A 23,303-nucleotide genomic window follows, 5' to 3' on the forward strand; every position below is an offset into this window, starting at 1 on the left:
ATCGGCGTAATGAAGCCACCTGAGGATCGGCGTATAGGAGCCATGGCATGATCGGGGTATTGGAGCCAGTCTATGATCGCCGTAAAGAAGCCACCTGATCGTCGTCACGCAGTGGCCAGTAGTTCCGGGATATAGGCGGTTCGAACTTTCCCAGTCGGTACCTTCGCGACAGCACCATGGCTTCGACGATCCTTGACCGACTGCTTCATCGCTCCAAACTTCTCGAGTTTGAAGGCACGAGCTATCGCCTGCGTGAAGCCGCCACCAGACTTGCCGTCACTGGGGAATCCGACGCATAATCCGCTCGTCCTGCCTGGGGGAATTTAGCCGCCCACAAGTGGAATGATATGAACGGCCCCGCCTACCGTGAAGGCGCCTGATGGGGCGGATCCTCACGGGCCGTTCATATAGAGGAGTTTGAACTGCCCATCCGGGCGAAGAAGTTCGGCATGACGCACTTCATCAACCCGAACGAAGTCGAGAACGTCGTCGATCACATCGTGCAGCTGACCGATGGCGGTGCCGACTACTCGTTCGAAGGCATCGGCAACGTGAAGGTGATGCGTCAGGCGCTCGAATGCACGCACAAGGGCTGGGGCCAGTCGTTCATCATCGGCGTCGCGGCGGCGGGCGAGGAGATCAGTACGCGGCCGTTCCAACTGGTGACGGGCCGCGAATGGAAGGGCTCGGCGTTCGGCGGCGCGCGCGGCCGCACCGACGTGCCGAAAATCGTCGACTGGTACATGGAAGGCAAGATCAACATCGACGATCTCATTATGCATCGGCTGCCGCTCGAGCGTATCAACGAAGGCTTCGACCTGATGAAGCAAGGTGAGTCGATCCGCTCCGTCGTTATATACCAGGACGGTCAGTAGGCCCCGGCCCCGGATCCGCCATACAGGCCGTACAGAGCAGGAATATCAACGTCCCATGCATGACGGATTTGAGTGCCCATGTGCCGGTAAAGTCGCGAGGAAAATGTCTTCTAACAGGCCAGGAGTTCCGAACAGCTCGTTCGGCGGTCGTGTACGTTCCGGAGGGTATCGCGACAGCTGCTTCTCCTTTTGTCTTCCAGCGGACACTTCAGCGATCCATCTAAAAGGCTGGCTCCGCCTGTTGGCGGGGCCGAGCGTTCGGCGGGGCGAGGCGACATTGGCTGCATGTCCCGACTGTCGCCGTGTGCCCTGTCTGCCCTGTTACGAAAGCGACGGCTGCCACTCCAGGTTCGGGAGATCGGATAGGCTCGCGCGCACAATGCCGGACCTGGCCTTGCTGTCCAGAATGATGCTGAAACCGAGCGCCGGATCGCGCTCCGGGTAGTCACGGCGAAAATGTCCTCCGCGACTCTCGCGACGTTCTAGCGCCGCGCTCGCCATGAGTCTGGCCACCAGGATCATGTTCGCGCACTCGATGGCCGCGATGCGATCCCTCGGACTGACGATCCGCGACTGCGTGAGGCGCTCCTCAAGGTGTGCGCAGACCTTGAGTAGTGCATTCAGGCCGTCGGCGTCACGAATGATGAGCAGATGACGGTTTGCCGCACGCTGCAGTTCAGCGTGGATCGATTCTACTAATTCTGATCCCGTTTCATGGTGTGCGAAACGGCGTTCAAGTTGTCCGATTTCCATCTCAACGTCCAGGATGTCCGGCATCGGAACGCGCTTCGCCCGTGCTGCGGCGGCAATGCCCGCGCGTCGCCCAAAAACCTGGCAGGTGACCGCCATGTTTCCGCCAAGGCGGTCTGCTCCGTGGGGGCCGGCTGCCACTTCACCAGCTGCGAAGAGGCCGGGGAGCGACGACTGGCTATCTGGATCAATCAGGATGCCGCCATTGACTGCGTGTGCTGAACAGGTAATCTGGAACCTGTCCTTGTGCAAATCTACACCGCGATCCTTGTACCATTGCCACGTCAGCGGCCACATGTTCGTGATGCTGCGGGTCTTGTCTGCAAAGAGGGTCTCGAAGTCGCAGTCAATGAAATCCATATAAACACCGCCTTCGTCGGACCCTCTGCCGTCGTTGATCGCCTGCTGGATGGCGATTTCAATGTAACGGGAGATGTCACTCGCGCTAAACGGGAAGTGCTTTGCCTTCTGCGCGATGACAGCCTCGGGCGATAGTCCGGCGGGAAGGTAATCGGCGAGGAACGGCTTGCCATTGCGGTCGGTCAGTCTGGGCTGTGCATCCCACAGATAGTTGCCGAACAGGTTGACGAACGGCGTGAGTGTGCTGACACCTGCCTGCATGAACTCAAGGTTGGCAAGCCGTGCGCCGGCCCGGTAAGCCATGGCGTATCCGTCGCCCGTGATGTCGGTCGGGTAAAGATTCTTCGCGAAGATCTGGCTGGCTCCGCCGGTGGTCAGGATGGTCGACTTCGAGCGGATGATGAGCGGAACGCCATCGGCGCCGAGCGCGATGACACCGACACATTGACCGTCGCGCACAATGAGATCGACGATCATGGTGCGGTCCAGCACACCGATCTGCCGCCGGCTGGCCTCCTGACCTAGCGCCTTGACGATCGGCTTGAAGTGTTCGGGGATCACATGGGAGCGGGGTCTGGATGAAAAACATGCCTGGAAGACGAGGTAGCCGTTCCCGCTTTTCTCGAACGTGACGCCGTACTTCTCCAGATACTGCATCGCGTCCCCGGCCTCCTGCGCGAGGATTCGGGCAAGCCGCGGGTCCGCCATGTCCTGTGCGGCATTCAGGATGTCCTCGACGAATACATCAGGGCCATCGCCGACCTTTCCGGCGTCGTCCGGCACGTTGAATGCACCCACCTCGGCAACGCTATGGAACGTTGCGCCGGACTTCCGGAATTCTCCCTTGATGGCGACGAGCACTGATGCGCCACTGGCTTGGGCTTCGAGCGCTGCGCGAAGGGCTGCGCCCCCGCCGCCGACGATCAATACATCAGTGGAAATGGCGCGTGATGGTTGGGTCATGAGGTTTCCCCTGTTATGCGGATCTTGACGAGGCCCGCGGCCTGCTGTTCGATGTAAAGTTGCTCATAAGAATGAAAGCGCTTTCAAATATCATTGTAGTGCAATGCGGTGAAGCCGGGAGATGGTGTTAACGCTGAGCGTCTTGCCGTCGGTCATTTCGGGCCACGGGCGCGTGGTAGCGTCCTTGTTCGCGGCCTGGCGGTCGAACTGCGTGCGACCAGGCGGTAAGGCAGCGCCGTATTCAGCGGTATCGGCACCCCCTCAACTGCACTGACGAGGTAATCCGCCGCGGACCGACCAATTTCCCTGGCGGGTGTTGCAATCGTAGTCAGCGGGGGCTCAAGTTGCGCGGCGAGTTCGATGTCGTCGAATCCGGTGACCGAGATGTCATGGGGCACACGCAGGCCCATGGTTCGCGCTTCTGCAAGAGCGCCGACCGCCAGCGTGTCGGTCGTGCAGATTACGGCTGTGATTACTGGCGCCGCGAGGAGCAGTTCGCGCAGGCCCTCGCGTCCCTGCGAGATGGAGTGGGCGCAGTTCACGACGCGGGACGCTTCCAGTGCGTGACCTGCCTCGCGCAAGGCACGACTCACGCCGGCAATTCGGGCTTTCGTGCGGTCGCTGGCGAGCTGCGTGTTGGCAACGACGCCAAATTCCCGGTGCCCAAGCCGCAGAAGATAGCGCGCCATGTCATAAGTGGCGCTCTCATTGTCGATGCCGATGGCAGGTACGCCCTGCTGTGACTCGCAGACGTAGGTTGTCAGAACGGGCGTGCCACTGCGCACGATCGTTTCGCAGGTTTCTGGTAGATGCGAATTCCCCACCAGGACCATGCCATCCACCCCGCGATCGATCAGCGTTCGCACCTCGTGAAGCTCGCGATGCGGATCGTATTGCGAAGCAGCGATCAGCAGCGTGTAGTTCAACTCGGACAGGCGGCTTTGCAGCGCCTCGATGCCCTCTGCAAAGATGCTGGTCGCAAGCGTTGGCACGACGACCGCCATGGTGCGGGTACGACGGGATATCAGCGATCTTGCAGCGTTGTCAGGTGCATACGCCAAGGCTGATATGGCCTGCTGCACTTTCTGGCGGAGCACTTCGCGCACTTTGTCGGGGTGGTTGAGGACCCGGGAGACCGTTGCTGGCGACACATCTGCGAGGCGCGCCACGTCTGCGATTCTTGCCTTGCCGTTGCCGGAAGAGTCGGCGATCAGGTTCGCGATGTTTGCCATATTGTCGCTGCTGGGGCGCTGTTGTTGAACGTCGAGACCGCGATTCCCCGCCCGTCAGTCCTGAAAACCGACGCCGGCGAGGGGTGCGGGCGTTTACCCTGCCAACAGAAAATCTTGACAGTTTTCCTCCGCTGGAACAGTATAGCTGAAAGCGCTTTCAATAAATCAAAAAAGGGCTTCCTTGACGGGGCATGTTCGACAGGTGAGTTGCCTGGCGATGCGTCCACGCCGAAGACCGTCAACAGACGGTCGATCAAATTAAACGCGGTGTTCAGGAGACAGATATGGAAGCAGGACTCGGTGGCACGAGGTCGGGAGGTTTTGCTGGCGCGCCGGCAGCGTCGGGCAGACGCGTGACGTGTGGTCTTGGGGGAGGCGTACTGCTCGAATGGTACGACTGGAACGTGTACGGGGTCATGGCGGCGTTCCTCTCGCCACATTTCTTTCCCTCCACCGATCCGGTCAGCTCGCTGCTTGCGGCGCTTGCCGTGTACGGTGCGGGATTCCTTGCGCGCCCCGTTGGTGCCGCCATTCTCGGACCGATCGCCGACCGGATCAGTCACAAGAGGGTCATGATGATTTCAGTCTCGGCCATGGCACTCTCGTCGTTGCTGATCGCAATACTTCCGACCTATGAACGCATTGGCACCTGGGCCGCATTCATTCTGTTTGCGATCCGTGTGATCCAGGGGCTGGCAACCGGCGCGGAGGCGGGCGTGGCGAATGCGATTGCCATCGAACTCGCTCCGCCGGGACGGCAGGGCCGATATCTCGGGCTCGTTAGCGGCACATTTATTCAGGCCGGGATTTTCGGTTCCACACTGGTCGCTTTTCTGGTCAGTGCATCCGTGACCCGCGCGGAGCTAATGGATTGGGCGTGGCGTATTCCCTTTGCTGTTGGCGGGGTCCTCGGCCTCGCTGTCATCTGGTTGCGCAGTGCCGTACCGGAGACGCTCATCAGGTCGGCCCTTCATCGGCGGGACGAACTTGAGCAGGTCCAGCAGACTACGGGCGGGGTATGGAAAACGCTCTGGAAGGTGCGGCTTTCCCTGCTGGCAGTCGTGCTCGTAATTGGGTCCATCCAGATTGCGAACTACGCGTGGAACACGGGGTTGCCGAACATGGCAAACGCCGTCTTCAAGGAGAACAGCACGGCCGTCTTCGGCATCACGACAGCGATGGGGATCGTCTGGATCATTTCGGGACCGCTCATTGGGGCGCTCGCCGACAGGATCAGGCTCTCGCGTGCGTTCACGATCCTCCGGCTGCTGCTCATCCCTGCGTTCTTCGTCACGCTGCTCTACACCAAACCGAATGTCGCGCTGTTCGCGCTCATCATGATTGGCGGCGGCGCCATCGTCGGGTTCAACATGAGCCTCTATAACTATGTGGCGACGACCCTCATGCCGAAAAGCGTGCGCACGACCGGTGTGTCAGTGGGATACGCGCTGGGTGTGTCGATCTTCGGCGGGCCTTCGGCATACCTGCTGGTCTGGCTTCAGCACCATCATGCCGCGTGGATGTTTCCTGTCTACGGTTCGATCGTCACTGCGCTGAGCGTGGTGGTGTACTGGAGCGCCAAGCGCCGCGGGATGACCTACGCCGCGGACTGATCCATGCTGGACGGGCAGTGAAGTCCCACTAGTGCGAGCGGTTACTGATCAATAAGTCCTGCATCGCGGCGTGGCCGCCTGCAGGCAACTGTGAGGTTATGTCATGAATCATCTCAAGGGGCTGCGTGTCGTCAGCTTCAACCATTTCCTGATGGGTCCTGTCGGAATCCAGTTTCTGGCGGACATTGGGGCGGACGTGATTGCGGTGGAACCGACCGAAGGCGCGTTCCAGCGCAGCTGGGGCGGTGCGAACAAGAGCGTCGATGGGCAGACCATGCTTTTGCTGTCTGGCAACCGGAACAAGAAAAGCCTCGCGCTCGACCTGAAGGACCCTCAGGGGCTGGCGATCGCGCGCAAGCTGATTGCAACCGCCGATGTGCTCGCGGAGAACTTTCGGCCCGGCGTGCTTGACAAGCTGGGCCTGGGCTACGACGCGGTGCGTGCGATCAAGCCGGACATCATCTACGCATCGGCATCGGGCTATGGTGCGGACGGCCCCTATGTGAATCGCCCTGGGCAGGACCTGCTCATTCAGGCGTTGTCGGGCTTGGCAACCATCACCGGGACGCCTGATGGCGGTCCACGTGCGGTCGGTGTGTCGGCAGCGGACCATCATGGCGCAGCGCTTTTTGCAGCCGGGATTCTGGCGGCGCTCGTGCGGCGCGAACGGACCGGCGAGGGCGGGCGCGTGGATGTCAGCCTGCTGTCAGCAGCGATCGATCTGCAGCTTGAGTCATTTACCTGCTACCTGAATGGCCAGCGGCCCGATGACGTCAGGCAGCCGTATCCGCTTTCCGGTTGGTACTTCGGTGCGCCATACGGCATCTACCGGACCCGCGATGGCTACATCGCGATCTCGCTCGGAAAACTGTCGACGCTGTATGACGCGCTCGACTGCCCTGCCGAGAGCCGGATCGATGACTCCGACGCCTATGTGCGGCGCGAAGAAGCAGCCCAGGTGATTGCCGGTGCAGTGCGTGGATTGACGACAGACGAATGTGAAGGGCGCTTTGTAAAGCAAGGGATCTGGCATGCCCGTGTCAACGACTATGCGGATGTTGTCGAGGACCCACAGGTTCGGCACAACCAGACCTTCAGGACCGTGCGCGGTGCAACGGGCAGTGACATCACGCTGGTGTCGCACCCCGTCAGATATGACGGATGTACGCCCGAGGTGACGCTCGCGCCCCAACCGCTGGGCGCGCAGACCGAAGAGATCCTGCGCGAGCTCGGCTACGACGACGGAGCGATCGATGGGCTTCTCGCGAGCGGAGTGATCGCGGCAGCGCCGGCTCCTCAGGAGAGCGGTGGATGAGGCGATTGCGGTATGTATCGCTGGTCCGGGGCGCATTTGCCATCCCGGTTGTGAGGAAATGAAATGGAGTGCCTGAAATGACCTCAACGACGAATGTACTGGAAGGTCTTCGCGTACTGAGCTTCTGCCACTATCTGCAGGGGCCGGCCGCCGGTCAGTACCTGGCGGACATGGGCGCGGATGTCGTCAAGGTCGAACCGCCATCGGGCGCGTTCGAGCGTCACTGGGCCGGTGCGGACACTTTTGTGAAAGACGTCAGCGCCTTTTACCTGTGTGGCAACCGGAACAAGCGCAGTCTTGCGATCGATGTCAAGCAACCAGAGGGACGCGAGATCGTGCTTCGTCTGGCTAGGGACTTCGACGTTGTGTTGGAGAATTTCCGTCCTGGTGTCATGGACCGGCTGGGTCTTGGCTATGAAGATATCCGCAAGGTCAAGCCTGACATCATCTACGCGTCCGCCAGTGGATTCGGTACCTCAGGGCCGGATCGGGACCGCCCGGGGCAGGATCTGCTGGTCCAGGCCCGAACGGGACTCGTCGCAGCCACCGCGGTTGCGGGAACTGCGCCGACCGCGGTCGGATGCGCGGTCGTCGATCAGCATGGCGCATCGCTTCTGGCGATGGGCATCCTTGGCGCATACGTCCGACGCCTGAAGACCGGCAAGGGCACCCGGGTCGAGGCTAGCCTGCTTAACGCCGGTATTGACCTGCAGGCCGAGGCCCTGACGCTGTACTACTCGGGCAATCGCGACGCGAACATTCTCCGCCGCGACTCGCACCTGGCGACATGGTTTCATGCGGCCCCGTACGGGGTTTATCGGGCCGTCGACGCCCATATTGTGCTGTCGTTGAACGAAGTCGGAAAACTTGCGCAGGCACTCCGGAGTGACGAGCTGGCAACCGCAGCGGCTGGCCTGGTGACCGGATCGGCTTATACGGAGCGCGACGCGCTCGCAACGCTGATCGCTGCGGCGATTGCACCGTTGACCTACGACGCATTGTCCAGCGCGTTCGATGCGGCAGGCATCTGGTACCAGAAGGTGCAGAACTATGACGAGCTTCGCCACGACCCCCAGGTGGTGCACAACGAGTGCTTCAGGGAAGTCAATGTCGGTGAGCGCGTTGCGACGCTCGTGGCCCATCCGTTGCGATACGACGGCAGCACACCCGGGTTACGGCACCTCGCGCTGTCGGCAGGAGAGGATACCTCCGACGTGCTCGCTGAGCTCGGCATGGGCGCCGACGAAGTGGAAGAACTGGAACGGCGGGGCATCGTCAGGGCGACTGCTGCAGCGGATGCGACCAGCTGTTGCTAACGGCAAATTTGAGCTGATCGCGCATTGTGCGTGCAACAGGTTAAATGGGAATGAGAGGGACCGAAATGAACGATCAATGGACAACGATTGAGACGACATCGCCAGTGGACGGTGTACTGCTCGTCAGGCTGAACCGTCCTGCGCAGCGCAACGCGTTGAGCGCGGGCCTGCTGAAGGAGGTGGCGCAAGCCCTGTTGCAGGCGCAGAGCGATCCCGGCGTGAGGGCTGTTGTCGTGACGGGTAACGAGAAGGTCTTCTCCGCTGGCGCGGATATCAAGGAGATGCAGAAGTACGGCTTTGATGCACTGAGCAACCATGAAAGACAGGCTGCATGGGATGCGGTCGCGGCGTTCAGGAAGCCGGTGGTCGCGGCAGTCCAGGGCATCTGTTTTGGCGGCGGCCTCGAATTCGCGATGCTGGCAGACATCATGATCGCAGGCGTTGGGACCGTCTTCGGACAGCCCGAAATCACCATCGGCATCCTACCAGGCGATGGCGCGACACAGCGATTGACGCGGGTCGTAGGCAAGTCGCTCGCGATGCAGATGATAATGACAGGCGAGCCTGTCACGGCTGAAGTCGCACTGCGAGCGGGCCTCGTCAGTGAAGTGGTTTCAGTGGACAGCGTTGTCGAGCGTGCGGTCGAGATCGCGTCCGTGATCGCGCGCCGGGCGCCGGTGGCCCTGCAGCTCGCGAAGGAGGCAGTGCTGGCGTCGTATGAGACAGCACTGTCGGCGGGGCTGACCGTCGAGCGCCGGGCGATACGATACGCCTTCACGACGCGTGACCAGCAGGAGGGGATGAACGCTTTCGTTGAGAAGCGCGCGCCGGAGTTCCTCGGGCACTGACGTACCGGGCCCGGTCGCCCAACGGCCTGGCAGTACAGTGCAATTCTTCAGGAAGTGTGGCCTGTCGCGATAGCGATATCCCGATCAGCGGCGCATTCCGCTCAATCGATAGTTCTACAGATCATGAACAGAAAACCTAGTACGAAATTCACGGGCGTGTTCCCGGTCGTTCCCACCATTTTCCGCGACGACGGCGCACTGGACCTGGATAGTCAGCGACGCTGCGTCGATTTCATGATTGATGCTGGCTCGGACGGGCTTTGCATTCTGGCGAACTACTCCGAGCAGTTTTCGTTGACAGACGCAGAGCGGGAACGTATCACGACCGCGGTGCTCGATCACGTAGCGGGGCGCGTCCCGGTCATCGTCACCACGAGCCACTTTTCGTCGATGGTCTGCGCGCAGCGCAGCCGGCACGCGCAGGATGCGGGCGCCGCGATGATCATGGCGATGCCGCCTTACCACGGTGCGACGTTTCGTGCGACCGAGGCTGCGGTGGTCGGCTTTTTCTCCCAGGTATCAGATGCAGTCGATATCCCGATCATGGTCCAGGACGCGCCGGTTGCTGGCACACCGTTGTCCCCCGCATTTCTGGCCCGGATGGCCCGGGAGATCGACAACCTGTCGTACTTCAAGATCGAGGTGCCGCAGGCTGCAGCGAAGCTGCGGGAGCTCATCCGGCTTGGCGGCGATGCAATCGTGGGGCCGTGGGACGGTGAAGAAGCCATCACACTGCTCGCGGATCTGGATGCAGGCGCTACGGGTGCGATGACGGGTGGCGGCTATCCCGATGGCATCCAGCAGGTACTGCGTGCGCATGTCTCGGGTGATCGGGAGGGCGCTCTGAATGCCTATGAACGATGGCTGCCGCTGATCAATTTCGAAAACCGGCAATGTGGCCTCGCGGCATGCAAGATCCTCATGAAGGAGGGTGGCATTATTGACTCCGATCATGTTCGACATCCGCTCTTGCCCGTCGAGCCGCAGACACGCGCCGGATTGCTGGAGATCGCGCGACGACTGGATCCCATGGTGCTTCGCTGGGCGCGCTAGGAACGTTCATCTCGCTATGCAGTAAATGCATTCGCCGGTGCATCGGTTCTTCGCATGTCCTTGTGAGCCCCGACAAGCGTGGACGCCGGTTCGCGTGTGGGACTATTAATTTCAGAGGAGTATGAAATGACCTTGACGGGGGAAATGCTCGTCGGCTCTGCCACGGTACGCGGCAGCGATGGCAGCCAGTGTGCATTCAATCCGGCGACCAACGCTGGTATTCTGGAACCCAGGTTCGGGTTAGGTGGCCCAGCAGAAGTCGAGCGCGCGGCGCACCTCGCAGCGGGAGCTTTCGACGTCTATCGCACATTGCCCCTCGAGAAGCGTGCGACATTCCTCGAGACGATTGCCCGAAATATCCTGGATATCGGTGATGAACTGATCGGGCGCGCGCATGCGGAGACGGGACTGTCCGTTCAACGTCTGGAAGGTGAGCGCTCTCGCACAGTCGGCCAGTTGCTCATGTTCGCGAAGGTCGTGCGGGATGGCCATTTCCTCGGCGCGACCATCGATCATGCACAACCCGAGCGCGGGCCGTCGCCGCTCTCGGACCTGCGCCTCGCGAAAATCCCGCTCGGGCCGGTGGCTGTATTCGGCGCGAGCAATTTTCCGCTCGCCTTCTCGGTCGCGGGGGGCGACACGGCTTCAGCGCTCGCGGCCGGTGCGCCGGTAATCGTCAAGGCGCATGGCGCACATCTCGGGACGTCGGAACTGGTGGGGCGCGCGATACAGAAAGCGGTCACGGAGCAAGGCTTGCCGGAAGGGGTGTTTTCGTTGCTCTTTGGTGCTGGCCGTCAGATTGGAGAAGCGCTGGTCGCGCACCCCTTCATCAAGGCCGTAGGCTTCACCGGCTCCCGACAGGGAGGTCTCGCGCTGCTCGCGATCGCGAACGCGCGGTCCGAGCCAATTCCGGTGTATGCCGAAATGAGCAGTATCAATCCGGTTTTCCTGTTTCCTGGCGCACTCGCGGGCCGGGCGGAAACCATCGGCAGGGCATTCGTCGACTCACTGACGTTGGGCGCTGGGCAGTTCTGCACGAATCCGGGCCTGGTGCTGGCGATCGACAGCCCTGATCTGGAGCGTTTCGTGAATGCTGCGGCCGACGCACTGGCCGTGAAGCCTGCGCAAACGATGCTCACGCCGGGCATTTTTGACGCATTTGTGAGCGGCAACCGAAAGCTTGAAGCAATGCCAGACGTGACGGTAGTGGCGCATGGGCAGTTGGCTGGTGAGCGCCACAATGCCGCACGCGCGGGGTTGTACATCACCGACGCATCGCGTTTTCTGGCATCAGGGGAGCTCCGCGAAGAAGTGTTCGGGCCGGCCTCGATAATCGTTCGGGCGCGCAATTTCGACGAACTCCTCCAGATTACTGAATCGCTCGAGGGGCAACTGACCGCGACGATTCAGATAGACGCCAACGACTACGAGGACGCGCGACGACTGTTGCCTGTACTCGAACGCAAGGCCGGCCGTATTCTCGCGAACGGTTTCCCGACGGGCGTGGAAGTCTGTCACGCCATGGTTCATGGCGGTCCGTTTCCGTCGACGTCAAATTCGATGTTCACGTCCGTGGGTGCGACAGCGATCGACCGGTTCCTTCGCCCCGTGTGCTATCAGGACGTGCCCGACTGCGTGCTACCGGTTGCGTTGAAGACCAGGAATCCCCTGAAGGTCTGGTGCCTCATTGATGGGGAAGTTCGTCCACCGGGAGATTCAGCAAAGGTCGAAGCATAGAAAGGGCGGGGCGTCGAGTGATCTCGCTGCCTCTTTTGGCTCGCCACGATACCGCACCCGGTTTCCAGTGGTCTATGGTCGCGATCGTGAAGGATGCAAATGCGACGTGGGGTTAGATATGCGGGACAAGGTTGACACTCGGGGCCGTGGCGTCGCAACCGAACCTTCGCCAGGCTGCTACACGTCCTGGCGCTGTTACGCCGCGATCTCGCGGCCGCACAGGGTTTGCGATGGTGCTATTCGCACTCTTCGCAAACTCCATCGTATTGCTACGGAGGCTGCAGTTGCGCTGCAGCCAATATGAGCTGCCGGGCCATCGGGTCCAGTGATTGTCTTTGAGTTTTCAGAAAGTTTGATCCATGTTGCTTCGAAATACCCAGCTTCGCGCATCCTGCCTCCTCTTTGATATGGATGGCACTCTGCTCAACTCCCACGCGCCGACCGTCCGAGCGTACACGGAGTGGGCAAACCGTTACAGCCTGGACCCTCTCCACGTACTTCGCCAGTCCCAAGGACGGCGCACCATCGATTCATTGCGCGCGCTGGCGCCTCCTGATGCAGATCTGGAATCCGATGCACTCACCGTCATGCGCAGGGAGCGGGAGGACACCGCGGGCATCGTTGAGGTTCGGGGAGCGGGTACATTCCTGCGCGGTCTTCCAGCAGAGCGCTGGGCAATCGTGACCTCGGCCGACAGGATACTGGCCCACAACCGTATCAGAGCTGCCGGTTTGCCGATGCCCGACGTATTGGTGACTGCGAACGACGTGCAAAAGGGCAAGCCGTCACCCGACGGATATCTACTCGCGGCACATCTGTTGAATGTTGAGGCGGCCAACTGCATCGTGTTTGAGGACGCCCCGGCAGGCATCGAGGCGGGATTGAGGGCCGGGGCGCGGGTCGTTGTGGTGGCATCACCTCTGATGGAGGGCAGGCTGGAACAGCTTGACTATGTGGAGGACCTGAGCGGTGTGACGATATCGCTTGAGGGCAACGACCTCATTGTGCACATCGCCTGATCTGATGTGCGCGCCGCGGGCCATATGGTAGCTTGGCAATTTTGCTGCGGGTGGGGTGGTCGGGCGCAGCCGCGATGGATTTTTTTGCAGATATCGTACCGGTACGTATCAGACGATGCCGAGGATGCGGATTTGCGCAGTCGTCGGCTAGTGCCGGACAATCGGGGCTACGACACGCGGCAGAGAAAATCATCGGGCTCGCGGGGCCGGCAGCCGCTCAGCGGTTGAGGTGGCCTGGTATGACGCACTGCTGCAATCCAGTGCTTCGTCAATGAGCTCGACCCAGTGGCGTACGCGCGTTCTGCCCGCACCATCGAGATGCATCTGACAACCGATGTTCGCCGTCGCGATGATGTCCGGCTGTCCGCTTTCGAGCGCTGTCAGCTTGTTATCGCGCAGCTTTTGCGCCAGCTCGGGCTGCGTGATCGAATACGTGCCCGCTGAGCCGCAGCACAGATGACCGTCGGGGACGGAGGACAGATCGAAGCCGAGCCGCGTCAGTACGCTTTCGACTGCGCCGCCGAGCTTCTGCGCATGTTGCAGCGTGCAGGGACAATGAAACGCGACGCGCAACGCGTTGGCATCGCCGGCCGGCTGCAGGGCGTCGAGCGGCTCGGCCGCCAGCACTTCGACGAGGTCGAGCGCCAGCGCGCTCACACGCGCGGCCTTCACAGCGTAGAGCGGATCGTTGCGTAGCAAGTGTCCGTATTCCTTCACGAACGCGCCACAGCCGCTCGCCGTCTGCACGATCGCTTCGGCGCCTGCTTCGATTGCGGGCCACCATGCGTCGATATTGCGGCGCGCGCGGTCGAGGCCCGCGTCCTGCGCGTTCAGGTGATAGTCGGTGGCGCCGCAGCAGCCCGCTTCGCGAGCGGGCGTCACGCTGATACCGAGTCGATCGAGCACGCGCGCCGCCGCGGCATTCGTATTGGGCGACAGCGACGGCTGCGCGCAACCTTCGAGCATCAGCACGCGGCGTGCGTGACGCGTCGAGGGCCGCGGTTTCGCGGGCACGGTGGCGCGCGCCGGAATCTTCGCCTGCATCGCGGCGGGCAACAGCGGCCGTACGGCGCGGCCCGTCTTGAGCAGCGCATCGAATACAGCGGGACGCGGAATCACAGTGCGCAAGCCTTTGCGCGTCAGGCGTTCGCCGACAGGCCGTTCGATGCGCCGTTCGAGTTCCGCGCGTCCGATATCGAGCAGCCGGTGATACGTGACGCCCGACGGGCACGTCGTTTCGCAATTGCGGCACGTGAGGCAGCGGTCCAGATGCAATTGCGTCCTGTCGGTGACGGGCTCGCCTTCGAGCAGTTGCTTGATCAGATAGATGCGCCCGCGCGGTCCGTCGAGTTCGTTGCCGAGCAGTTGATACGTCGGACACGTCGCATTGCAGAAGCCGCAATGCACGCACGAACGCAGGATGCTTTCGGCTTCCTCGGCATCGGGCAGGGCTTTCGCGTGAGAGTCGAGATTCGTTTGCATGAGTGCGCTCGCTTCAGAGATCGGCGTACAGTCGGCCAGGATTCAACACGCCATTCGGATCGAGGCGGTGTTTCAGTTGACGCTGATAACGCAGCAGCGGTACGGCGAGCGGCTGGAACGGCTCGCGTTCGCGCGACGGCGTGAAGCAGGTAGCATGTCCGCCCGCCGCATGCGCAAGCTGGCGGATTTCGGCAGTGGGTGCTTCGCTCTTGAGCCAGCGCTGCGCGCCCGCCCAGTCGATCAGCACGTCGCCGGGCAACGGCATCAACGGCGTCGCATTCGGCAGCGACAGACGCCACAGCGGACGCGGGTCCGCGAAGAACGGCAGCTGATGATCGCGCAACGCATCCCAGAACGCGCAGTCGATCTCCTCGCCGCCGATCCGCTCTACAGCCGATTTCACCGATCCACTGCCGCCTTCGAGCCGCACATGCAGCTTGCCGTCGATATAACAGGCGCCGCTTAACGGCAGCGCGGCCTTGCGCCATGCGGACAGTTCGCGCATCGCGTCGTCGACGCCCAGCGTGAGCGCAAAACTGCGACGCTCGCGCGGCCTCGGCAGCACTTTCAGCGACACTTCCGTCAACACGCCGAGCGAACCGAAGCTGCCGGCGAGCAGGCGCGACATGTCGTAGCCCGCGACGTTCTTCATCACCTGGCCGCCGAAGCGCAGATGATCGCCGTCGCCCGTAATTACGCGGCAGCCGAGCACGAAGTCGCGCATCGAGCCCGCCCACGGGCGGCTCGGACCAGAGAGCCCACTCGCGACGGCGCCGCCTGTCGTGCCTTCGCCGTCGAAAAGCGGCGGCTCGCACGGCAGCATCTGGTTCGCGTCGTCGAGCACCGCGTTCAGTTCGACGAGCGGCGTGCCCGCGCGCACGGTGATCACGAGTTCGGTCGGGTCATACGCGACGATGCCGCGATGCGAACGCGTGTCGAGTTCCTCGCCTTGTACGTCGTGGCCGAGAAAGCGCTTGCTGTCGCTGCCGCGTATGCGCAGCGGCGTGTGCTGCGCAATTGCGGCCTGAACCTGCGCGATGAGGCGCGCGCTGTCGTCCATTGAATCGAATTCGCGTCGCATCAGAAGCGCTCCAGCTCGGGAAACGGCAGCTTGCCGTGATGAATGTGCATCGCGCCGAACTCGGCGCAGCGATGCAGCGTCGGAATGTTCTTGCCGGGATTGAGCAGGCCGTCGGGATCGAATGCGGCTTTCAGCGAATGGAACAGCGTGAGTTCTTCGCTGCTGAACTGCACGCACATCTGGTTGATCTTCTCGCGTCCCACACCATGCTCGCCTGTGATGCTGCCGCCCACGTCGACGCACAGTTCGAGGATCTTCGCGCCGAGCGTTTCGGCGCGTTCCATTTCGCCGGGTGCGTTTGCATCGAAGAGAATCAGCGGATGCATGTTGCCGTCGCCCGCATGAAAGACGTTCGCGACGCGCAGGCCATATTCGTCCGACAGCGCCGCGATACCGCGCAGCACGCGCGCCAGTTCGCGGCGCGGGATCGTGCCGTCCATGCAGTAGTAATCGGGCGACACGCGGCCTACAGCGGGAAACGCATTCTTGCGGCCGGCCCAGAAGCGCTGGCGTTCGGCTTCGTCCTTCGCGATGCGGATGTCGGTTGCGCCCGCTTCGCGCAGCAATGCGCCGACGCGATCGCAGTCTTCCTGCACGTCGGATTCCGCGCCGTCGAGTTCGCATAGCAGGATCGCTTCGGCGTCGACGGGATAGCCCGCGTGGATGAAGTCTTCGGCGGCGCGGATCGCGAGGTTGTCCATCATTTCGAGGCCGCCAGGAATCACGCCCGCGCCGATGATCTGTGCGACGGCCGCGCCCGCTTTTTCCACATCGTCGAAGCTCGCCATGAGCACCTTCGCGCTTTGCGGCTTGGTCAGCAGTTTCACCGTGACTTCCGTGACGATGCCGAGCATGCCTTCGGAGCCCGTCAGCAACACGAGCAGGTCGAAGCCGGGCGAATCGAGCGCTTCGGAGCCGAGCGTCAGGCGCTCGCCGTCGATGGTCATGACTTCGAGCTTCAGGATGTTATGCACGGTCAGGCCGTATTTCAGGCAGTGCACGCCGCCCGCGTTCTCGGCGACGTTGCCGCCGATCGAACACGCGATCTGCGACGACGGATCGGGCGCGTAGTAGAGGCCGTGAATCGCGGCGGCCTGCGAGATCGCGAGATTGCGCACGCCAGGTTGCACGCGTGCAATCGATGCTTCGGGGTCGATGTGCAGAATGCGGTTGAAGCGTGCCATCACGAGCAGAATGCCCTGCTCGAGCGGCAGCGCGCCGCCCGACAGACCTGTGCCGGCGCCGCGCGCGACGACGGGCACCTTGCGCGCGGCGGCGAATTTCAACAGCGCCTGCACCTGTTCGATCGAGTCGGGCAGCGCGACCATCATCGGCGTCGTGCGATAAGCAGAGAGGCCGTCGCATTCGAACGGGCGCAGATCTTCCCGGTCGTGCAGCAGTTGCATGCCGGGCACGACGCGCTGCAACTCGGCAACCAGCGCGGCTTTATCGTGCGAGGGTAGGGGGCCGTCGATCCGTTCGTCGTAGGCGTAGCTCATGGGGTGTCTCCGTGGACGCTCATGCCTGTTCGCGTGCCGCTTGTCCGTGTAGCCGCCGATTGTTCCCGTTTCGTATTGTGATGTCGATGGATGAACCAAGTGGTCGTACCAGTTTTTTGGCGGCATCGGTCCGTTGAGTTGATCAATCTAGCCATTTAAAAGGGAATTCTCGATATCATTGCTTTCATGAAAAATCAGTTCTGAAAGTGGTCATACCAGTGTTTGCAAATACGGAAAACAGCGCAAGAGAGGCCGATCGCAAGATCGCCGATGTGGTCGCGGAGCGCATCGAACGACTGATCGTCGATGGCGTACTGAGAGCGGGGCAGGCGTTGCCATCCGAGCGCCGCCTGACAGACAAGCTCGGCGTATCGAGGACGGCACTGCGCGAAGGGCTGAAGCTGCTGCGCGCGCGAGGCATCATCGAAACAGCACATGGCAAAGGTTCGTTCGTCGCGACTCTCACCGCGCAGCCGCCGCAATCGCCGCTGATGCATCTGCTCGCTTCTCAGCCGCGCACGCTCTACGACCTGTTCGAAGTGCGCGGTATGCTGGAAGCGGAATCGGCGCGTCTCGCCGCACAGCGCGGCACGCCCGCCGACTACATGATGATCACGCGCCGCTACGAGGAAATGCTCGCCGCACACGACATGGCAACCGATGCGGCCACCCACGCGCGCCTCGACCACGCGTTTCATCTTGCGATCTGCGAGGCGTCGCACAACCCGGTGCTCGTGCATACGCTGAGTTCGTTGACCGAGCTGCTGCTGAGTTCGGTGTTTGCGTCGGTGAACAATCTTTATCACCGGCAGCCGCATCGCAAGCGGATCGACCGGCAGCATGCGCGCCTGTACAACGCGGTGACAGGCAAGCTACCGGAGCAGGCGTATCGGGCAGCCGCGGATCACATCAACGGCCTGCGCGACAGCTTGCAGGAGATCGAACAGGAGGAGCAGCGTCTGGTGCGGGCGACGCTGAGGCTGCAAGGGTGGAGGTGACGCGCGTTGCCTTAAGAGACGCTTTCAGCTGCGACGTGTCTCGCCGTCTGCCGGATGTAAATCGACAACGTAGTGGGTGGTAAAGCTCTTCCCTGCCTGTGCGCTGGCCAAAACCGGCAAAGTGTTGTGAATGAAAGAGTCCTACGTTGAAGGCCTGGCCAGCCACGGCGGCCCCGAGTCATGCGTGCGCACCCGCGAGGGAGCTGGCGAAGCGTTCGCAGGAGTACGCGCGGGCCGGGATTGAGCCGCGTAGCGGAGCCTCGTGGCGAGAGCCCCGAGATGTTCGGGGTGCCGGGATGCCGGGCAGATATCGACGGCGACACCGTTGCTGCCGTATTGGCGAGTCAGTAGCGGACCCCGCACAGTCCGAGACCCCATGCACGTGCGGAAACACTTTGCTCGAGAACCGGGAGAACCCACGCTCTACTGCGCCCTCTAGGAAGCGTTGGGCGCAGTGCGCATCGTTAAGCCTGAGGGCGCACGACGATGAGTCATGAGCGCGGGAAGTCGGACTGCTGCGTAGTACATGGGAAGCTGCCGAACAAGGCTGCGGGTGAAGCTCCTGCGGCAGCATGCGCCCGCCGGGCGTGCTGGCACTGGAAGACAAGCTCGTCCAGCTTGCCACGGTCGAGGATACTTAACGTGGTCTATGAACAGGATTTCCTTCAGTCCATCATCACTGGGTCAAGATAGCATGAAATCAACAGGAAGATTTCTGAGTGCTGGCCCAAGTACTACAAGCTGGTCAATCCCCTTGACCTGCAGACCGATATCTCGCCCAACAGCGGCAAGCGTGGCAGACCACTATCGAAGCCTCGGGTCGTTCAGGGTGACATAGGTTTTCGATGTCCACTACATGCCGCCGCATCGCAACCGAAATTGCTCGGCGCGGTCAGCCTCGTGGTAGCGGCCTTGGCAAAACACGCTGGGTCGTGGAGCGAATCTTCGACTTGTTACGGTTCTTGGCGCGCTGATTGGTGAAGTCGCGAGGCATCGTCATGGTGGCGATCCTCGTCTCCTCGTATGTGTGGTGGCATAGTGCCGACATTGCTACAACGATGGGTGGAGTGATGGCTACGTAGAGAACATCCGATCGGGATTGTCTCCCGCAATGCAGCGACGGCCATCAGATGTCGGCACAGCCGTTCGTCACGACAGCAATATCGATGCAAGTCGCGGGAGCAAACATGCGCCCGCATGGGGCTACCTCGGATTGTCATCGGAAAATTCAACGCTGCATCGGTGGCAATTGTCTGGTCCGTGGCTTCGCGGTCGATGCCCGCACAACGAGACGGTACGGAAGCGCCATGCTCAGAGGTATCGGAATCCCGTCAATTGCGTTTAGAAGATGGTCTGCGGCCGCCTGACCGATTTCCCCGGCGGGCATGCTGATCGTCGTTAGTGGTGGTTCGAGCTGCGCGGCCAGCTCGATATCATCGAAGCCAGTGATCGACAGGTCCTGCGGCACGCGCAACCCCATTTCGCGCGCTTCGGCAAGTGCACCGATCGCCAGCGTATCGGTCGTACAGATGATGGCCGTAATAGTGGGGTCGCGGAGAAGTAGCTCGCGCAGTCCCGCTCGTCCATGCATGACCGAGTAGTTCGCCTTGATGATGCGCGAAGTGTCGAGGGCAATGCCAGCATCTTTCAGCGCTCGCCGGATGCCCACCACGCGCGCACGGGAACGATCGCTTGACGTCTGCGTGTTCGCGATGATTCCAAATTCGCGATGCCCGAGGCCGAGAAGATATCTCGTCATGTCATAGGTGGCGCTCTCGTTGTCAATCCCGATCGCGGGCACGTCGTCGCGGGAATCCGACACATAAGTCGTCAGAAAGGGTATCCCGCTGCGCCTGACTGCCTCGTAGGTCTCTGGCAGGTGCGTATTCCCCACCAAAACGATGCCGTCGACGCCGCGATCGGTCAACGTCCGGACCTCCTGCAGTTCGCGGTCGGAATCGTATTGGGATGCTGCAATCAGAAGTGTGTAGTTGCGCTCGGAGAGGCGGGTTTGCAGGGCCTCAATGCCTTCCGCAAAGATGCTCGTGCGCAAGGTGGGAACCACGATGCCGACCGTGCGGGTCTTGCGGGACATCAACGCCCGCGCAGCGTTGTCGGGTTTGTAGGCCAAGGCTTCAATCGCCTTCTGCACCTTCTCACGAAGCGCAGACCGCACGATCTCCGGATGATTGAGCACGCGCGATACGGTGGCTGGCGACACCTCAGCCATACGGGCCACTTCTTCAATCCTCACCTTGCCGTTACCCACTGCTTTGGCTTTCGATCGCTGACTGCTTGGCATGTTTTTGCGGTGCAAAGGTTACAAAGGGAAGATCGGCGGCACGGCTGGTGCCGGCGTTTCCGGGATGAGGCGAAGCAGGGCGGACAGCGTTTACCCTGCCGGCAGAGTCCTTGACAATCGCCTTCGTCGAGCAGAATATACCTGAAAGCGCTTTCAGTACTACGGGCGATTTCCATCTCCCAGGGTAGCGCTACAAACGATGACGGTGCCGAAAGCTGGCGTAGCCTGTCTGCCCTAAAGGCCCACGATCATCGGTGCAAGGCCGCAATCCAATTACATGTGGCACTCAGGAGACAAAGATGAACGCAAGGCATGGAGAAACCACGCCGGCAGGTGTCGTCGGCGTAACAGCAGTGTTGGACAGATGTACTGGAGCGCGAGCGTCGCTCGCATTCGGCAGACATTTTCGCAAGAATTGTGATCAACGTCTTGCGCGTCGCCGCGTGCGATACGGCCTTTTCAGGGCCATTGTCGCGGGTGCTGTCGCTTTCTGCGGGTTCGGAATCACTGAAAGCGCGTTCAGCGAAACCGTCAACTGGCGTCAGTTTGCGGGTACCACCATTACGTGGGCGTACGACATCCATCCGTATGCGGATGCGGTTGTGGCCCAGTTGCCCGAGTTCGAGAAGCTTACCGGCATCAAGGTAAAACCTGAACTCTATCCGGACGACACTTACTGGAACAAGCTGACGGTTCAACTCACGACCAAATCTCCTGCCTGGGATGTCGTTGGCACGGGGATCCAGCCTGAGTGGGATCTCACGCCCGCTGGACTGCTGGAGCCGCTGAACAAATACCTCGCCGATCCGAAGCTGACCGACGCCAGCTACGATTACAACGACTTCTTCCCGGCCTTGCGCAGCGCCCTCACGTGGACAATCAAGGACGGCCAGATCGCTACACCCGGTACAGGCGACATCTGGGCGATCCCGCATGCTTTCGAGAACATCCAGCTTCTCTATCGGAAGGATATCCTGGACAAGTATCACATCAAGGTCCCGCAGACTCCGCAGGAGATGGTAGCGGCCTGCACCGCATTGAAGGCGGCTGATCCGGCCATCACGCCGCTGGCGGTCCGTGGTGTCCGTTTCTGGAGCAGCATCCATACTGCCCCGATTTCCATTGCCGCATCGTACGGCGTTCGTGATTTCATCCAGAAGGGTGACAAGCTCGACACCGGTCTGGATTCGCCGGCGTCGGTCCAGTTCCAGAAGGACTACGTGGCGATGATCAAGATCTGCGCGGCGCCGTCCTTTGCGAATGACAACTGGTACCAGGTCGTCGACGGAATTTCCACAGGACGTACCGCCATGGCGATTGATTCCAACATGTTCGGCTTCTGGAACGACGTCGCAGGGAAGTCCTCAAGCGGTCAGATCGCTTTCGCGCCGCCACTGCACGCCCCGGGTGCGAAGAGCTTCCAGTCGAACATCTGGATCTGGTCACTGGCAATCAATGCTGCGTCGAAGAACAAGGGGGCAGCGTGGCTCTTCGTGCAGTGGGCAACGTCAAAGCAGGTGGACCTCAACGGCGCGCTGGCGGGCAAGCTGGTCAATCCGCCGCGTGTCTCGACGTGGAACGACAAGGCATGGCTGGCTTATGCGAGCCAGCCCCAATTTAACAACTTCGTCGATACCTTCAAGGAGGTGCAGCAGCGCGCGTCCTTGCTCTTTACGCCGCGCGTAGGATTCAGCACGGCAATGAACGACTGGGCCGTGGCCATGCAGAAAATGGTCAACGGTGCCAACGTCAATGACACGATGCGTGCGCTCGCAAAGGACATCCAGGCGAATCTCTAGCTGAGAGGCGGGTAGTAACTTCCGTTACGCAAAGCCTGCGTCGTGGCTCGCGAAGCTGCGATGCAGGACTTTCTCAGGACAGACATTCAGGGAAAGAAACATGTACGAGGTTCAACAGATGTCTCGCGCAACAACATTTGCTTCACGAGAGCTCGCCAGAGAGCCGGCAGAGCCGGTTGGTCGCCGATCTGCCGACTGGTTCAGTCTGGTGGCCGTAAGCCCCGCCGTCATCATCCTGGTGGCTTTTCTGTTTCTGTTCTTTTACGGGGTGTACCAGTCACTCACCAATCTGAGATTCGGGGTGCCTGTTATGCACTTCGTCGGCTTGAGGAACTACGCGGTGCTGCTCCAGAGTGCAGACTTCTGGAACAACCTACGAGTCACGTTGACGTATGCGTTCGCCTGCGTGTCGCTCGAAGCCGTAATCGGACTTGCCATCGCAAGGCTCTTTGCGTCTGAGGTGCTGCTCGCACGCGTGCTGAGACCAATGGTGTTGCTGCCGCTGGTGTTACCGCCGATGAGCGTCGCACTGATGTGGACCACCATGATGAACCCCCAGGCAGGCATCCTGAACTACCTGCTCTCTCTTATGGGCCTGGGGCCATTCGCCTGGATATCAAGTGAAAGTTCGGCGCTTGCGTCGGTCGTCCTGATCGACGTCTGGACGTTCACGCCATTTTTCACGCTGATCATCTTTGCCGGGCTTCAGGGGATTACGGACGATATCCGGGAAGCGGCCCGCATCAATGGGGCAAAGGCCTGGAGCATCTTCTACCGGATCGAGTTGCCGCTGGTGGCACCCTACATTCTGGTCGCTGCCCTGTTCCGGCTGATTGAATCCCTGACGCAGTTCGACATCATCTTTGGGACCACGCAGGGTGGGCCCGGCGACAGTACGGCAGCGCTCTCTGTGCAGGCATACATTACGGCGTTCCAGGACATGAACTTCGGTCGTGGCGCAGCGCTGATGGTGGTGAACTGGCTCGTCGTGCTTGCCAGCGCGATGCTGCTGGCGAAACTGTGGCGGGCGGTCCGCCGTCGCGTGAGCTGAGGAGTTGATC

16 protein-coding genes and 3 pseudogenes are annotated in these 23,303 nt (G+C 61.4%); 13 read left to right on the plus strand and 6 right to left on the minus strand.

Features of this window, described 5'->3' with window-relative positions:
* Window positions 1-155: 155 nt before the first annotated feature.
* Both AB4Y40_RS37195 and AB4Y40_RS37200 read left to right on the plus strand, forming a co-directional pair.
* A pseudogene (locus AB4Y40_RS37195) lies at window positions 156-299 on the plus strand (ATP-binding protein); the annotation flags it as partial.
* 135 nt (window positions 300-434) lie between these two features.
* Window positions 435-875 (plus strand): annotated as a pseudogene (locus tag AB4Y40_RS37200) (zinc-binding dehydrogenase); the annotation flags it as partial.
* 321 nt (window positions 876-1,196) lie between these two features.
* On the opposite strand, the gene AB4Y40_RS37205 reads toward AB4Y40_RS37200, so the two are convergent.
* Together AB4Y40_RS37205 and AB4Y40_RS37210 are read right to left on the minus strand one after the other, a co-directional pair.
* Window positions 1,197-2,948: an FAD-binding protein gene (locus tag AB4Y40_RS37205; RefSeq protein WP_368692101.1), complete on the minus strand. Its 1,752-nt coding sequence runs from the start codon at window positions 2,946-2,948 to the stop codon at window positions 1,197-1,199.
* A 152-nt stretch (window positions 2,949-3,100) separates the two neighbouring features.
* Window positions 3,101-4,180, minus strand: coding sequence for a LacI family DNA-binding transcriptional regulator (locus tag AB4Y40_RS37210; protein WP_368692102.1), 1,080 nt, complete (start codon window positions 4,178-4,180; stop codon window positions 3,101-3,103).
* 284 nt (window positions 4,181-4,464) lie between these two features.
* Here AB4Y40_RS37210 and AB4Y40_RS37215 point away from each other — a divergent pair, with 284 nt between their 5' ends.
* From AB4Y40_RS37215 to AB4Y40_RS37245, 7 genes are all read left to right on the plus strand, one after another.
* Window positions 4,465-5,793, plus strand: a complete 1,329-nt coding sequence (locus AB4Y40_RS37215) for an MFS transporter (protein WP_368692103.1) — start codon at window positions 4,465-4,467, stop codon at window positions 5,791-5,793.
* Between the two features lie 103 nt (window positions 5,794-5,896).
* Complete coding sequence (locus AB4Y40_RS37220) at window positions 5,897-7,108, plus strand: CaiB/BaiF CoA transferase family protein (RefSeq protein WP_368692104.1); 1,212 nt, start codon at window positions 5,897-5,899, stop codon at window positions 7,106-7,108.
* Window positions 7,109-7,185: 77 nt separating this feature from the next.
* Complete coding sequence (locus AB4Y40_RS37225) at window positions 7,186-8,424, plus strand: CaiB/BaiF CoA transferase family protein (protein ID WP_368692105.1); 1,239 nt, start codon at window positions 7,186-7,188, stop codon at window positions 8,422-8,424.
* A gap of 65 nt (window positions 8,425-8,489) precedes the next feature.
* Window positions 8,490-9,272, plus strand: coding sequence for an enoyl-CoA hydratase-related protein (locus AB4Y40_RS37230; RefSeq protein WP_368692106.1), 783 nt, complete (start codon window positions 8,490-8,492; stop codon window positions 9,270-9,272).
* Between the two features lie 123 nt (window positions 9,273-9,395).
* Window positions 9,396-10,325: a dihydrodipicolinate synthase family protein gene (locus AB4Y40_RS37235; RefSeq protein WP_368692107.1), complete on the plus strand. Its 930-nt coding sequence runs from the start codon at window positions 9,396-9,398 to the stop codon at window positions 10,323-10,325.
* 126 nt (window positions 10,326-10,451) lie between these two features.
* Window positions 10,452-12,062 carry an aldehyde dehydrogenase (NADP(+)) gene (locus AB4Y40_RS37240; RefSeq protein WP_368692108.1) on the plus strand — a complete coding sequence of 537 codons (1,611 nt, stop codon included), beginning with the start codon at window positions 10,452-10,454 and terminating at the stop codon, window positions 12,060-12,062.
* A 359-nt stretch (window positions 12,063-12,421) separates the two neighbouring features.
* Window positions 12,422-13,081 (plus strand): HAD-IA family hydrolase, encoded by a 660-nt coding sequence (locus tag AB4Y40_RS37245; protein ID WP_368692109.1) that lies wholly within the window; start codon window positions 12,422-12,424, stop codon window positions 13,079-13,081.
* A 189-nt stretch (window positions 13,082-13,270) separates the two neighbouring features.
* Here the strand turns inward: AB4Y40_RS37245 and glcF are convergent, their stop codons facing one another.
* From glcF to glcD, 3 genes are read right to left on the minus strand one after another with little or no spacing between them, the layout of a single operon-like run.
* The gene (gene glcF, locus AB4Y40_RS37250; protein WP_368692110.1) at window positions 13,271-14,563 is read right to left on the minus strand and encodes a glycolate oxidase subunit GlcF; all 1,293 of its coding nucleotides are present in this window, start codon (window positions 14,561-14,563) and stop codon (window positions 13,271-13,273) included.
* Window positions 14,564-14,576: 13 nt separating this feature from the next.
* Complete coding sequence (gene glcE, locus AB4Y40_RS37255) at window positions 14,577-15,644, minus strand: glycolate oxidase subunit GlcE (RefSeq protein WP_368692111.1); 1,068 nt, start codon at window positions 15,642-15,644, stop codon at window positions 14,577-14,579.
* Window positions 15,644-17,143 carry a glycolate oxidase subunit GlcD gene (glcD, locus tag AB4Y40_RS37260; RefSeq protein ID WP_368692112.1) on the minus strand — a complete coding sequence of 500 codons (1,500 nt, stop codon included), beginning with the start codon at window positions 17,141-17,143 and terminating at the stop codon, window positions 15,644-15,646. The genes glcE and glcD overlap by 1 nt, the downstream gene beginning before the upstream one ends.
* Before the next feature lie 218 nt (window positions 17,144-17,361).
* Between glcD and glcC the strand changes: the two genes are divergently transcribed.
* Complete coding sequence (gene glcC / locus AB4Y40_RS37265) at window positions 17,362-18,141, plus strand: transcriptional regulator GlcC (RefSeq protein WP_368692113.1); 780 nt, start codon at window positions 17,362-17,364, stop codon at window positions 18,139-18,141.
* A gap of 786 nt (window positions 18,142-18,927) precedes the next feature.
* Window positions 18,928-19,082 (plus strand): annotated as a pseudogene (locus AB4Y40_RS37270) (IS5/IS1182 family transposase); the annotation flags it as partial.
* A gap of 287 nt (window positions 19,083-19,369) precedes the next feature.
* Here the strand turns inward: AB4Y40_RS37270 and AB4Y40_RS37275 are convergent.
* Window positions 19,370-20,443: a LacI family DNA-binding transcriptional regulator gene (locus tag AB4Y40_RS37275; protein ID WP_012406566.1), complete on the minus strand. Its 1,074-nt coding sequence runs from the start codon at window positions 20,441-20,443 to the stop codon at window positions 19,370-19,372.
* A 299-nt stretch (window positions 20,444-20,742) separates the two neighbouring features.
* On the opposite strand from AB4Y40_RS37275, the gene AB4Y40_RS37280 reads away from it, so the two are divergent.
* Window positions 20,743-22,242, plus strand: coding sequence for an ABC transporter substrate-binding protein (locus tag AB4Y40_RS37280; protein ID WP_368692114.1), 1,500 nt, complete (start codon window positions 20,743-20,745; stop codon window positions 22,240-22,242).
* A gap of 100 nt (window positions 22,243-22,342) precedes the next feature.
* Entirely contained in the window at window positions 22,343-23,293 is a 951-nt protein-coding gene (locus AB4Y40_RS37285; RefSeq protein ID WP_368692115.1) for a carbohydrate ABC transporter permease, read from the plus strand.
* Window positions 23,294-23,303 lie beyond the last annotated feature (10 nt).

The organism is Paraburkholderia sp. EG287B (assembly GCF_040965595.1).
GTDB lineage: Bacteria > Pseudomonadota > Gammaproteobacteria > Burkholderiales > Burkholderiaceae > Paraburkholderia.